This window comes from Burkholderia sp. IT-111MI5, from assembly GCF_949752865.1.
GTDB lineage: Bacteria > Pseudomonadota > Gammaproteobacteria > Burkholderiales > Burkholderiaceae > Burkholderia > Burkholderia pyrrocinia_C.
Window position 1 is genome coordinate 37193 of sequence record NZ_CATKIF010000072.1, and the last position, 12572, is coordinate 49764.

At 65.5% G+C, this 12572-nt stretch carries 12 protein-coding genes; 7 read left to right on the top strand and 5 right to left on the bottom strand.

The features are described 5' to 3' along the window. Nucleotides 1-61: 61 nt before the first annotated feature. The 3 genes from ACM6JT_RS33220 to ACM6JT_RS33230 all read right to left on the bottom strand — a co-directional run bounded on the left by ACM6JT_RS33220 (nucleotide 62) and on the right by ACM6JT_RS33230 (nucleotide 3139). A complete protein-coding gene (locus ACM6JT_RS33220; RefSeq protein ID WP_034182532.1) occupies nucleotides 62-364 on the bottom strand; it encodes a hypothetical protein in 303 nt (100 codons plus the stop codon). 87 nt (nucleotides 365-451) lie between these two features. After that, nucleotides 452-1606, bottom strand: a complete 1155-nt coding sequence (locus ACM6JT_RS33225; protein WP_414858036.1) for a branched-chain amino acid ABC transporter substrate-binding protein — start codon at nucleotides 1604-1606, stop codon at nucleotides 452-454. Nucleotides 1607-2239: 633 nt separating this feature from the next. Continuing rightward, nucleotides 2240-3139, bottom strand: coding sequence for a DMT family transporter (locus tag ACM6JT_RS33230; protein ID WP_034182530.1), 900 nt, complete (start codon nucleotides 3137-3139; stop codon nucleotides 2240-2242). 57 nt (nucleotides 3140-3196) lie between these two features. Between ACM6JT_RS33230 and ACM6JT_RS33235 the strand changes: the two genes are divergently transcribed. The 4 genes from ACM6JT_RS33235 (at nucleotide 3197) to ACM6JT_RS33250 (ending at nucleotide 6305) form a co-directional block, all read left to right on the top strand. After that, nucleotides 3197-4183 (top strand): LysR substrate-binding domain-containing protein, encoded by a 987-nt coding sequence (locus ACM6JT_RS33235; RefSeq protein WP_131949401.1) that lies wholly within the window; start codon nucleotides 3197-3199, stop codon nucleotides 4181-4183. 169 nt (nucleotides 4184-4352) lie between these two features. Further along, entirely contained in the window at nucleotides 4353-5015 is a 663-nt protein-coding gene (locus ACM6JT_RS33240) for a nitroreductase (protein ID WP_105392028.1), read from the top strand. A gap of 113 nt (nucleotides 5016-5128) precedes the next feature. Continuing rightward, the gene (locus tag ACM6JT_RS33245) at nucleotides 5129-5590 is read left to right on the top strand and encodes a sodium:proline symporter (protein WP_217590483.1); all 462 of its coding nucleotides are present in this window, start codon (nucleotides 5129-5131) and stop codon (nucleotides 5588-5590) included. Between the two features lie 223 nt (nucleotides 5591-5813). Further along, the gene (locus tag ACM6JT_RS33250) at nucleotides 5814-6305 is read left to right on the top strand and encodes a hypothetical protein (protein ID WP_217590484.1); all 492 of its coding nucleotides are present in this window, start codon (nucleotides 5814-5816) and stop codon (nucleotides 6303-6305) included. Between the two features lie 151 nt (nucleotides 6306-6456). Here ACM6JT_RS33250 and ACM6JT_RS33255 read toward each other — a convergent pair whose 3' ends face one another. Together ACM6JT_RS33255 and ACM6JT_RS33260 are read right to left on the bottom strand one after the other, a co-directional pair. Then, complete coding sequence (locus tag ACM6JT_RS33255; RefSeq protein WP_105391974.1) at nucleotides 6457-7629, bottom strand: porin; 1173 nt, start codon at nucleotides 7627-7629, stop codon at nucleotides 6457-6459. Between the two features lie 238 nt (nucleotides 7630-7867). Beyond that, nucleotides 7868-9724, bottom strand: coding sequence for an ABC transporter ATP-binding protein (locus ACM6JT_RS33260; RefSeq protein WP_217590485.1), 1857 nt, complete (start codon nucleotides 9722-9724; stop codon nucleotides 7868-7870). A gap of 288 nt (nucleotides 9725-10012) precedes the next feature. On the opposite strand from ACM6JT_RS33260, the gene ACM6JT_RS33265 reads away from it, so the two are divergent. The 3 genes from ACM6JT_RS33265 (at nucleotide 10013) to ACM6JT_RS33275 (ending at nucleotide 12320) form a co-directional block, all read left to right on the top strand. Further along, the gene (locus ACM6JT_RS33265; protein ID WP_034182524.1) at nucleotides 10013-10579 is read left to right on the top strand and encodes a TetR/AcrR family transcriptional regulator; all 567 of its coding nucleotides are present in this window, start codon (nucleotides 10013-10015) and stop codon (nucleotides 10577-10579) included. Nucleotides 10580-10802: 223 nt separating this feature from the next. Further along, nucleotides 10803-11228 (top strand): organic hydroperoxide resistance protein, encoded by a 426-nt coding sequence (locus ACM6JT_RS33270; RefSeq protein ID WP_414858037.1) that lies wholly within the window; start codon nucleotides 10803-10805, stop codon nucleotides 11226-11228. Between the two features lie 57 nt (nucleotides 11229-11285). Further along, nucleotides 11286-12320: an alpha/beta hydrolase gene (locus ACM6JT_RS33275; RefSeq protein ID WP_414858038.1), complete on the top strand. Its 1035-nt coding sequence runs from the start codon at nucleotides 11286-11288 to the stop codon at nucleotides 12318-12320. Nucleotides 12321-12572: the final 252 nt, after the last annotated feature.

Sequence of the window (12572 nt, forward strand, 5' to 3'; positions counted from 1 at the left end):
GACGGCATCGCGCATCGCGCGGCAATCTCAGTGCCGCCATCGACGCATGCGAAAGGGTCAGTCAGGAATCGGCTTTCGCGGTTTTCCGCGCACGCGGCTTGTCGGCCGCGGGAAACGCGCCGACGCCGCGCGGCCGTTTCGGTTCGATCCGCATTTGCCGGATCACGCGCCGGAAGTCGATCTCGTGCGCGGCCAGCGCGCCGATCAGCTTCGCGATGACCGCGAGGTGGGAGGGCACCGTGCCCTTGCTCGAATAGTTCGTGATCGAGCTTTCGTTCATCCGGATCAGACGCGCGAACTCGCGCGACGTCAGCTGCGCTTTTCTCAACTCCTGCTGAAATTCGGTATACGCCATTGCACACATGTTGCTTCGTCTCCGTGATTCAGAAATCGGCCCGCGCGGCGCCGGCGCCGACGGGTGGCGTTCCCGTCGTGCCGGCGCCAACGCGGCTTACATCTTGACCTGGTCGAGGAAGGTCTTCTTGCCGGTCTTGTAGCCGTAGATCGAGATGATCCCGTGCGTCAGGTCGCCCTTCGCGTCGAACGTCGTCGTGCCGATCACGCCGTCGTATTTCGTCGCCGGCATCGCCGCGAGGATCTTCGCCGGGTCCGTCGAGTTCGCGCGCTTCATCGCGTCGACGGCGATGTAGACCGCGTCGTACGCGAACGGCGCATCGAACTTGATGCCCTGGTTGAAGCGCTTCTCGTACTTGGCGACGAACGCAGCACCGCCCGGCATCTTCTCGAGCGCCGCGCCGGCTTGCGAGCACAGCACGTTGTCGGCTGCCGGGCCGGCCAGCTCGGCCAGCGAGTCGGTGCACACGCCGTCGCCGGACAGGATCTTCGCGCGCAGGCCGAGCTGCTTCGCCTGCTTCGCGAGCGGGCCGCCGGTGGCGTCCATGCCGCCGTACATGATCGCGTCGGGATTCTCGCCCTTGATCTTCGTGAGAATCGCGCGGAAGTCGACCGCCTTGTCGTTGGTCGCATCGTGCGACAGCACCTTCAGGCCAAGCGCCTTCGCCTTCTTCTCGAACTCGTTCGCGAGGCCCTGGCCGTAAGCGGTCGAATCGTCGATCACCGCCACGCTCTTCACGCCCTTCGACTGCGCGTAGCTCGCGAGCGCCGGACCCTGCTGCGCGTCGGTCGCGACGACGCGGTAGGTCGTCTTGAAGCCTTGCTGCGTGTAGGTCGGGTTCGTGGCCGACGGCGAGATCTGCACGATGCCCGCATCGCTGTAGATCTTCGAGGCCGGGATCGACGTGCCCGAGTTCAGGTGGCCGATGACGGCGACGACCTTGTCGTCGACGAGCTTCTGTGCGACCTGCGTCGCCTGCCGCGGGTCGGCCGCGTCATCCTGCGCGTCGAGCTGCAGCGTGACCTTCTTGCCGCCGATCATCAGCCCCTTCGCATTGATTTCCTCGACCGCGAGGCGCGCGCCGTTCTCGTTGTCCTTGCCGAGGTGCGAAATGCCGCCCGTCGTCGGTTCGACGCTGCCGATCTTCACGACCTGGTCGGCCATCGCGGTCGACGCTGCCGCGAACGCAGCGGCGGCCAGTGCAACGGTGATCAGGGGTTTGCAGCGCATGCCGACAATGCTTCGTTCCATCTGCCATCTCCGAATTGAATGTCTTTCTTGGACGTCTCGACCGGCCGGCTGCGGGCCGGGGCGATCGGACGAGTCTCCATACCCATCATGGGCTTCAGTTGCATCGCACCCGGCCGTGCGACGGGCCGCCCGGGCGAGCGGGCTGACTATCGGCCGGCGCGATGCAATTCGTATGAATATATCCGAAGCCGATTTTGCGCGCTGCAGCGAATCCCATGACGGGGCTGGCACGGCACGGTTCGGCGCCCGGATTTCGCGGATTCCGGATGCCGGAAATCGTGCGCCGTGGCGGGCCAGGCTGCGATTCGCTGTCGATGGCCTTACGGCCGCATCCATTATTCGGCCGGTTGCGGGGGCGAAGCCATGGACACTGATGGGCGGTCAGTCGGGAACTGTTCGGTCGATTTGTCTGCACAGTTTGGCCACTCGCAAGCGCGCAGCCGGGTTCTTGGAAATGCTTCATCGAGCGCGATATCTCTCACATGCAACTAACGGTCAAGTCCGGCGGCATCGACGAATTGGCGCAAGTCGACAGCCCGTACAATGCAATCGGCTTTGCACATGCCGGGGCTTGCCTGGACCGGCCGCTTCCAGACTGTCGGGCAGGTAATGCCATCCGATGCAACCGCGATCCTACGAACGTCCGCGCAATGCGACGAAGACCACGCCTGCAATCGCCAGCAGGCCGCCGCATAGCGTTTCGATGCCCGGCCGCTCGCCCGTCAGCATCATCGACAGGGCTGTCGCCACCGCTGGCGTAAGATAGAGAAAGTTGGCGGCGCGCGCCGCACCGAAGTAGCCGAGTGCGAAGGTCCAGGTCGCGTAACCGAGTGCCGCGGGAAATACCCCGAGGATCAATACCGCCAGCGTCGTGTCGTGCGACGCACCGCCGAGCGAGGCGAGCGCGCCGGGCAACCAGGGCGTGAGCAGCAGCGCACCGGCCAGCAGCGTGTACGCGGCACAGGGCAGCGCGCCGTACACGGGAATCAGCCGCCGTTGCAACACGAAGTAGCTGGCCGAACACAGCGCTGCGCCGAGAATCAGCGTGCTCCCCGAGCCGAGGACAAGCCCGCCCGGTTGACCATGCGCAATCACGCCAATACCGGCAAGACTGACCAGCGAACCGAGCCACCCCCGGAGATTGAATCGTTCGCCGAGAAACACGGCGGCAAGCAGCGCCGTGAAGATCGGCAGCGTGTTCACGATGAAACTCGCCGCGCCGGCCGACACGGTTTGCTCGCCGGTATTGAGCAGTGCGTTATAGAGCGCGATGCCGAGGAAACCGCAGGCCAGGAAACGCAACGCATCGCGTTTCGCGGGCCTCGGAGGCCGCCGCCACGCAAGCCACGCGATCACGAGCAACGCGGCGGTGGCAAAGCGCGCCGCCGCGAGTTGCAGTGGCGCCAGGCCGTGCAGGCCGATCCGGATGAACGGGAATGCGGAGGCCCACGACACGATCGTGAAAGCGACCGCGCCTGCCGCGACCAGCGGTTGTCGCGCGCCGCGCGACGACGGTGAGGAAAGGGTATTCATGCGGCAATGGTGCGATGTTGCGAGATGTTAAGCTAGCGCACAGATCAACATCCGGATATGACCATGGCTCACAGCTCGGTGCGGCGGCGAGCCGACAGTCCGGCGCGTGCGCGTCAGGTTGCGGATGCGCTGCCGGTTGCAGCGCCGGCGCCTGGCCCGCGGCCGCCGCTTGCCAGCCTGGAGACCGTGTGCACGGTGGCGCGTCAGGGTTCGTTCCTGGCGGCCGCCGACGTTTCCGGCGTGACGCACGGCGCGATCAGCCGGCGGGTGGCCGCCGTGGAAAACTGGCTGGGCATGGCGCTGTTCGAACGTCATGCACGCGGTGTGCGCCTGACGCCGGACGGGCAGCGCTTCGTCGGCCGGATCGAACAGGCGTTCGCGATCATCGACAGCGCGGCCGACCAGTGGCGCTCGCCGCGTACGCCGCGACTGGTCCGGATGAGCGTGGTGCCGGCATTTGCGCAGCTCTGGCTGTTCGAGCGGCAGCATGCGCTCGAGAGCGAGGCTCCCGCGCTGCGCATCGAACTCGGCATCGAGCTTCGCAACGTGGATATCGCCGGCGGCGAAGCGGATCTGTCGATCCGGTATGGGCGCGGCAACTGGCGTCAGCTCGAAACCCGCGCGTTCATGCCGGAGCGGCTTTATCCGGTCGCGCATCCGCGGCTCGCCGCGCAACTGGCGAAGGCGCGCCGCCGGCACGGCGACGCCGCGCTGCTCGAGATGCCGCTGCTGCACGATTCCGACGTGACCGGATGGCGCACCTGGTTCGACTCGCTCGGCATTCCGTTCAAGCCGCGTGCGCAGGATCGCCGCTTCGAGGATTACAACCTGGTGCTGGCGGCAGCCGAAGCCGGGCTCGGCGTGGCGCTGGCGCGGACGCCGCTCGCGGACGCGTATCTGAAGCGCAGCGAGCTCGTCCGGGTGAACCGCCACGAGGTCGATTCGCTGCTCACGTACCACTTCGTGCATGCGAAGGGGGAGAATCGGCCGGAGGTGCTCGCGTTGATGGAGCGGATGCGGGCGGCGTTGGCGCAGCAGGGTTAGGTGGTGGAGGCGTGGGGGCCTGCTTCGGCGGCGCGCTCGGGGCCTGTGCCTGTATACATGAAGATGGGCCGCGGGATCGTCGACATGCGACCGCGGAAAACGAAGAGGTTGGAGAGATGAACGCAAATCGAGAAATTTTGCAGCCGTACGGATGCACGGGAGGTACACGATGAACAGACCAGACAAGTCGTCGAAAGCGCGTGCGGCGCTCGATCAGTTGTTCTCGGGCATTGCGCCCGCGGACGCGAAGAGTGCGTCACGCCCGGGCAATCCGTTCGAAGCGGCGGGAGACGAGGTGTCCGTCGACGCCGACGGCCGCGTTGAAGTGACGCTATCGACCAGAATCCAGTTGCGCGGCTATCCGGGTGCGGACGCGTTCATGAAGCGCATGGCCGAAGCGTGGGGCCTCGAGTGGGGAACGTACGACAGCGTTCAGGCCATCGCGAAGCTGCCTGCCGGATGGCGATCGCGCCGGCTTCCGGAAGTCACGCAGATCGTCGACGGACACGATGTGCTGCGCGCGGAGAGCAGCCTGCAGGGCGGCGAGATGTCGTATCTGAAAGTGAACCCGCGGTACTACATCGACGCACGCAAGGGGTTCGGCTGGGGAAAGTCGTCGAAGGCGTCCGACGATCCGGATCTCGACGGCCCCGACTGGAACTGCTTCGTGATCGATCGGGAAAAGTCCATCGAAGTGCACGAATTGACGACCTCGTCGTTGAAAGCCGACATGGACAATGCCCGTGCGACATTGCTGAAATGGCTTGACGAACACTATCCCAAACATCGCGATCCGTTTGCGTACTGGACGGACTGCGAAGGGGCATCCTGATTTTTGCGTGGCCGCCCGGTTCGGTATCGCGGGCACACGCTGCCCGACCGGAATCGGAGCGGACGGGGCGCACGCCGCTTCGATGCATCGGCCGGTCGCGATGGGGACGCCAATTGAAACAAACCAGTCCAGTGCCGATTCTCTGCGCAGCGTTTGGCGCGGCTGTCGGGTCGACCGTCATCGAGCTGCTGCTCTGGTCGATCGCCGGCGATGACGCCATGCGGAACCTGTTTCGCGACGCGCGCCTGACGGCAGCCATCGTGATGGGGCGCGGCGTGCTCGACACGTCCGCCGGCTTCGATCCGATGGTCATGGGTGTCGCGACACTCGTGCACGCCGCTCTGTCGCTTGCCTATGCGGCCGTGCTGGCGAAGGTGGTCCGGAACATGTCGCTCGGGTCCGCGCTTCTCGCAGGCGGCGCGTTCGGGCTCATCCTGTATGGCGTCAACCTGCACGCCTTCACGGCGATCTTCCCGTGGTTCATCCCGGTTCGCGGCGCGATCACGCTGGTGGCCCATCTGGTATTCGGGGTCACGGCAGCGGCCACCTATCACGTCGTCAAACGCCCGGTTTGACGCTGGCCGCGGCAACGATTGCCGACGGCGCCCGCTTCCGTCATTCGCATCCCGACCCCTGGAATAACCGGGCGTGCTGCTTCGTTTAGCCGTCAGGAGACCCGATAGAAGCGGTGGCCCGTTACCGCCGCGCGATGAATCTTGCGCAAGCAATCCAGCGTGCCGGGCGCCGCCCGTGACGCCGGCGGTCAAATGGTCGGGGGCAACAATGCAGGAGCCGATCGTGGGCAACATGTTTCGATTCGGGATAGGCATCGTCTGTCTTGGCCTTTCCGCGCCCGTCCTTGCGCAAATGGATGACGAATTACCGGACTACGGCACAAACTGCCGCGCGGTCGTCGCGCAAGCGGACATCGACGGTACGGAGCAGCAAATCGTGGGGCGTGCGTGTCTGCAAAGCGATGGCACATGGCAGATCGTGCAAAGTGCCGACGGCAGCGTGCTGTGGTACCCGGCGGCGGCCTATCCGTATGCCGACCCGTGGTATTGGGGGCCGCCGCTTTTCATCGGCGCGGGCGTGAGCTTCGTCTTCGTCGATCGTTTCCACCATTTCCACCACTTCGATCACTTCAATCGGATGGATCATCGCCACTTCGGCGTGCCGATGGGTGCAGGCTTTCACCGCGGCCCGTTCCTCGGTGGCGGCGGGCATGGGTTCGGCGGCATGCATCGGTTCGGCGGCATGAGCGGGGCTGGCGGAATGCGACGCCATTAGGCCAGCATTTCGACGCAAGGCAACCGCGTTGCCCGGTTCTGACGATAAGTTAAGCTGAACGTTTTTAACGGGAACGCGGACAGTGTAAAAAACGGCGCAGGCGCGCACCATGCGTGCGCGCCTGCCTGGCTGTCGCGATGCGACGTCGCGATCAGAACTTGTGGCGAATCCCGACGATTGCGAGTTCCTGCGTATCGGTGCCGGAGTTCACGCCGTACGAGCCGACCGACGCGGCGGCCTTCACAGTCGCGCCGCTCGCGTTGAGCGTGTTGCCGCTTGCCTTCTGATAGCCGAACAGCGCGTACAGGTCGGTGCGTTTCGACAGCGCGTAATCCGCGCCGAGGTTCACCTGGTTGTAGTGCGCGGAAGCCGGGCCCGTCAGCGACGTGTAGTTGTAGCCGACGCCCGCGCGCAGCGCCGGCGAGAACTGCCAGTTGAAGAACGCCGAGCCGTTGTTGAACTTCGCGTTCTGGCTGAACGCCGACAGCGTGTCCGCGCCGTACTGCGTGTTCGAATACGCGAGGCCGAAGGTCGCCGGCCCGGCCACGTACTGGCCGGCCACGCGCACGATCTGGATCGACTTCGCGCTCGAGAAGCCTTGGTTGATCACGGTATTGAACAGCGTGTCCGAGCTGCTCGACCACGTGCGCACGCCATTGGCGACCGTCGAGCCGCCGTTCGCATAGAAATAGCCTGCGCCGAGCGACAGCGGGCCGTTCGCATAGCTCGCGCCGAAGCTGTACGTGCGGCCGTTACCGGTGGCGCCCGCAACGCCGCCGAAGCCGTACAGCGCCGCGAACTGGAAGCCCGAGATCAGCGGGCTCGTGTATTTCACCGAGTTGCTGACGCGCAGGCTGTTGTCGTAGTTGTCGAGGTCGCCCGGCGTCGAGAATACGCCGCCGAAGTAGTTGTCCTGCGTGAGGCCCTGCACGAGATCGACGACCGGATCGTACTGGCGGCCGAGCGTCACGGTGCCGTATGTGCTGCTCGCGAGGCCGACGACGGCCTTGCGGCCGAATTCGCGCTGGCCCTGGCCGAGCGCGCCGGTGCCGATGTTGAAGCCGTTCTCGAGCTGGAACAGCGCGGACAGCCCGCTGCCGAGATCCTCGATGCCGCGCAGCCCCCAGCGGCTGCCCGACAGGTTGCCGCTGCTGAACTTGACGAGGCTCGACGCGTTGCCGCCGCTCGCGTTCTGCGCGTTGTGCACGTAGGCGATGCCCGCGTCGGCGATGCCGTACAGCGTGACGCTGCTTTGCGCATGCGCGCCGGCGGCGCAGAGCGCGGCCGGCAGCGCGAGCAGTGCGAATGAGCGGATTCGTTTCATGGTTGGATTCCCCCGTTGGTCGATGTGTCTGACGAGTCGGTGAACGATACGGACAGCGCATCGTCAAGGGAACCAACAAATTTTCGAATCGTTATGAGGCGGCGCGACGGCGTCGCGATCGGTCGGCGCGTCGCTCGGTGTATCGTCGTATCGTTGTGTTGGCAACCGATTCGGCAGGGACACGCCGTTTCAGGTGTCCGCGCTGTTGGGCACGACGCCTGAAGTTTCGACACGGCGCCTACTGCTCCGCGCCCTCCGCCTCCGCCGTCTCCCCGAGGAACCCGCCGCTCTGGTGCGCCCACAGCGCCGCGTAGATGCCGCCCGCCTGCAGCAGTTGCTGGTGCGTACCTTCCTCGACGATGCGCCCTTCGTCGAGCACGATCAGCCGGTCCATCGCCGCGATCGTCGACAGCCGGTGCGCGATCGCGATCACCGTCTTGCCGCTCATCAGGGTATCGAGGCTGCGCTGGATCGCGACTTCGACTTCGGAATCGAGCGCGCTGGTCGCTTCGTCGAGCACCAGGATCGGTGCGTCCTTGAGCATCACGCGCGCGATCGCGACGCGCTGCCGTTGGCCACCCGACAGCTTCACGCCGCGCTCGCCGACCTCGACGTCGTAGCCGCTGCGCCCGTGGCGGTCGCGCAGCCGGTCGATGAACTCGGACGCCTCCGCGCGCACGGCCGCGTCCTGCATCTCGCGCTCGGTTGCATCGGGGCGACCGTACAGCAGGTTCTCGCGCATCGTCCGGTGCAGCAGCGACGTATCCTGCGTGACCATCCCGATCGCGCTGCGCAGGCTGTCCTGCGTCACGTGCGCGATGTCCTGCCCGTCGATCCGGATCGTGCCGCCGCCCACGTCGTAGAAACGCAGCAGCAGGTTCACGAGCGTCGACTTGCCGGCGCCCGAGCGGCCGATCAGGCCGATCCGCTCGCCCGGCCGGATCGTCAGGTTCAGCCCGTCGAACACCGCGCGGTCGTTGTCCTCGTGCGCGAACTGCACGTTGTCGAACACGATCCCGCCACGCAGCACCACGAGCGGCTTCGCATCGGGCGCGTCGACCACGCTGCGCACCTTCGTCAGCGTGTTGATGCCGTCCTGGATCGTGCCGACGTTCTCGAACAGCTCGGTCATCTCCCACATGATCCAGTGCGAATAGCTCGACAGGCGCAGCGCCATCGCGATCACGGCCGCGACGACGCCCGCGCTCGCTTCGCCATGCATCCACAGATACAACGCGAGGCCGGTCGAGCCGACCAGCAGCAGCGTCGACAGCAGGTGGTTGACGATCTCGAACGCGCTGACGAGCCGCATCTGCGCGTCGCCGGTCGCCTTGAACGCCTCCATCGCACGGCGTGCGTGGTCGGCTTCCCGCCGCGTATGCGAGAACAGCTTCACGGTCGTGATGTTCGAATACGCGTCGGTGATGCGGCCCGTCATCAGCGCGCGCGCGTCGGCCTGCCGGCTGCCGACGGCGCCGAGGCGCGGCACGAAAAACGCGCACGCCAAGCCGTAGCCGAGCGCCCACAGTGCGAGCGGAATCATCAGCCGCCAGTCGAAGCTCGCCGCGAGCGCGAGGATGCCGATCAGGTACGCGGCGACGCCGATCACGACGTCGACCGACATGAACAGCGCATCGCGCACGGCGAGCGCAGTCTGCATGATCTTGGTCGTCACGCGGCCGGCGAATTCGTTCGCATAGAACGACAGGCTCTGGTCGAGCATCAGCCGGTGGAACAGCCAGCGCAGCCGCATCGGGAAGTTGATCGCGAGCACCTGGTGCTTGACCATCGTATGCAGCGCGATCAGCAGCGCGCTGCCGACGAGGATCGCCGCGAAACCGGCAAGCGTGCCGAAGTGACGGCCGCCGAATTCCGCCGGCGTCGCCGCCGACGACAGCCAGTCGACCACGCGCCCCATCATCGCGAACAGCGCGGCTTCGTACGCGGCCAGCGCGGCCGACGTCAGCGCGATCAGCAGAATCCAGCTGCGTGCGCCTTTCGTACACGCCCAGACGAACGAGAAGAATCCCTTCGGCGGCGTGACGGGATCTTCGAGCGGGAAAGTCGGCAGGCGCCGTTCAAACCACGAGTACATCGACTGTTCTCCTTATACGGTCCGACGAAGCGGGCGGGCCGGTGATGCATGTGCCGGGCGCGACGCGATGTCGGGGCGCTGGCGCGCACATCCGACCGACGATTGCGTCGTGGTCGCTTCGCCTGGCTGCGAGTGTCGCATCGATTCGATCGGGCTGCAGGCCGGTTGTAAGCAGCCGCGGCCGTGCGGGGCGGCGTGTGCCCGTGCTTCCGGTTTTTCGAGGCTTTTCATGCCGCCCCCAAAAAAAAGCCCTTGACTGTCTATCTATGAGTAGATAAAGTTCGATCCATGGAAACGAAACCGACCGTCCGCGAACAGATTCTCGACCACGCGATCACGCTGATGATGCTGCGCGGTTACAACGGCTTCAGCTATCGAGACCTGTCCGACCTGGTGGGCGTGAAGACGTCGAGCATCCACTACTACTTCCCGTCGAAGGACGACCTCGTGCTGGAAGCGGTAGCGGCGTATAGCGACGAAGTCCTCGCGGCCATGCGGGCGATCGATCCGGCGTTGCCGGCTGACGTGAAGCTGAGCCTGTACACGAAGCTGTTCGGCCGGACGCTCGGCGACGGCAACCAGATCTGCCTGTGCGGGATGCTCGCGGCCGACATCGAATCGTTGCCGGAGAACGTGCGGCAGGCCGTGCAGGCATTCTTCAAGGCCAACGAGAACTGGCTGGCGGAATTGCTGGCGCAGGGCGCGAAGGAACGCACGCTGCAGTTCAGCGGCAAGCCCGAAACGGCGGCGCGCGCATTGTACGCGGCGTTCCAGGGCAGCGTGCTGGCCAGCCGGCTGTTTCACACACGGGCGCGTCTCGAGGATGTCGAGGCCGTCTGGAAAACCCGGTCCTGACGGACGGGGCAAGCGGTCAGGCGGTTCGCCGCCTTTTGTTGCGGTTTGTGGTCTATCTGTTGGTAGATAGATGATCGGAGCAGGTGGATCGACCGCCTGCATTTTTTAGGGATGTTTATCTATCTATGAGTAGATAAATAAACGTAACGTCGGCGGCAAGGCTTTCGGCGTGCGGTCCCGGGTTGGAAGGCTGTTTCACTCACTGATTGAAAAGGAGTCTGTCATGTCGATCGAAAAAGTGCTGTACCGCGCCCATGCAAAAGCCACCGGCGGCCGCGACGGCCGTGCCACGGTGCCCGAAAGCGGCCTGGACCTGAAGCTGACCACGCCGCGCGAACTCGGCGGCGCGGGCGGCGCAGGCGCGAACCCCGAGCAACTGTTCGCGGCCGGCTATAGCGCGTGCTTCATCGGCGCGATGAAGTTCGTCGCGGCCCGCGACAAGATCGCGATTCCCGCGGATGCCGCCATCGAAGGCAGCGTCGGCATCGGCGCGATCCCGAACGGCTTCGGCATCGAAGTCGAAATGAAGATCTCGCTGCCCGGCCTCGATCGCGACACCGCGCAAACATTGATCGACCGTGCACACATCGTCTGCCCGTACTCGAACGCGACGCGCGGCAACATCGACGTCACGTTGACGCTCGTCTGATCGCACGTACTACGAACCATTGATCGCCATTCACCGGTTAAGCCAAGGAGTTTCGTCATGAAGATCGTCAAGCCGCTGCTGATCGCCGCCGCCGTTGCAGCCGCGTTGTCCACCGCGTCCACCGCATTCGCCGCCGGCGCCGAAGCCGTCCGGCCCGATGCGGCGACGAGCGGGTTCCTCGCCGCGCTGAACGGCCAGAAGGGCCCCGGCCTCGAAACGTTGGGCCCCGCGAAAGCGCGCCAGGTGCTGGTCGACGCGCAGAACGGCGCGAAGGTCGACCTGTCGGGCATCGACGTGTCGAACCGCACGATCGAGCAGGACGGCTTGTCGGTGCCGATCACGATCGTTCGCCCGCAAGGCGCGACGGGCACGCTGCCGGTATTCATGTTCTTCCACGGCGGCGGCTGGATTCTCGGCGACTTCCCGACGCATGAACGCCTCGTGCGCGATCTCGTCATGCAGTCGGGCGCCGTCGCGGTGTTCGTGAATTACACGCCGTCGCCGGAAGCGCATTACCCGGTCGCGATCAACCAGGCGTATGCGGCGACGAAGTGGGTAGCCGCGCATGGTGCGGAGATCGGCGTCGACGGCAGCCGCCTCGCGGTGGTCGGCAACAGCGTCGGCGGGAACACGGCGGCCGTGGTGTCGCTGATGGCGAAGGACAAGGGCGGCCCCGCGATCCGCTTCCAGGGCCTGATGTGGCCCGTCACGGACCACAACTTCAACACGGGCTCGTATAACGCGTATCAGCAGGGCCACTTCCTGACGCGGCCGATGATGAAGTGGTTCTGGGATGCCTATACGAAGAACGAAGCGCAACGCAACGAGATCTACGCGTCGCCGCTGCGTGCGAGCACCGCGCAGTTGAAGGGCCTGCCGCCCGCGTTGATCCAGGTCGCGCAGTTCGACGTGCTGCGCGACGAAGGCGAAGCGTACGGCCGCAAGCTCGACGCGGCCGGTGTCGACGCGACGACCACGCGCTACGACGGCACGATCCATGATTTCGGTCTGCTGAACGCGCTGGCTGCGGATGCACCGACGAAGGCCGCGACGAAGGCGCTGGCGAATGAAATCGCGACGCGGCTGAAGTAACGCGGCGGGTGGCATTCGAATTCGAAAGAATGCATTCGAATGCGAACGACGAAGCGGCGGGCTCATGCCCGCCGTTTTTTGCTTGGGCGGACGACGGGCGCGGTGAAAGGCGCCACCACTCGCGTCCGGACCGTCGCGCTATCGCTCCTTCGTCTCGCCCGGTTCCGCCTGATCTCTTGATCCGACCGGATTGAAACGACCGAAGCGCGATCGTGCGATTGCGCCGTCGCGACCGCTCGCAGGCATTGTTGG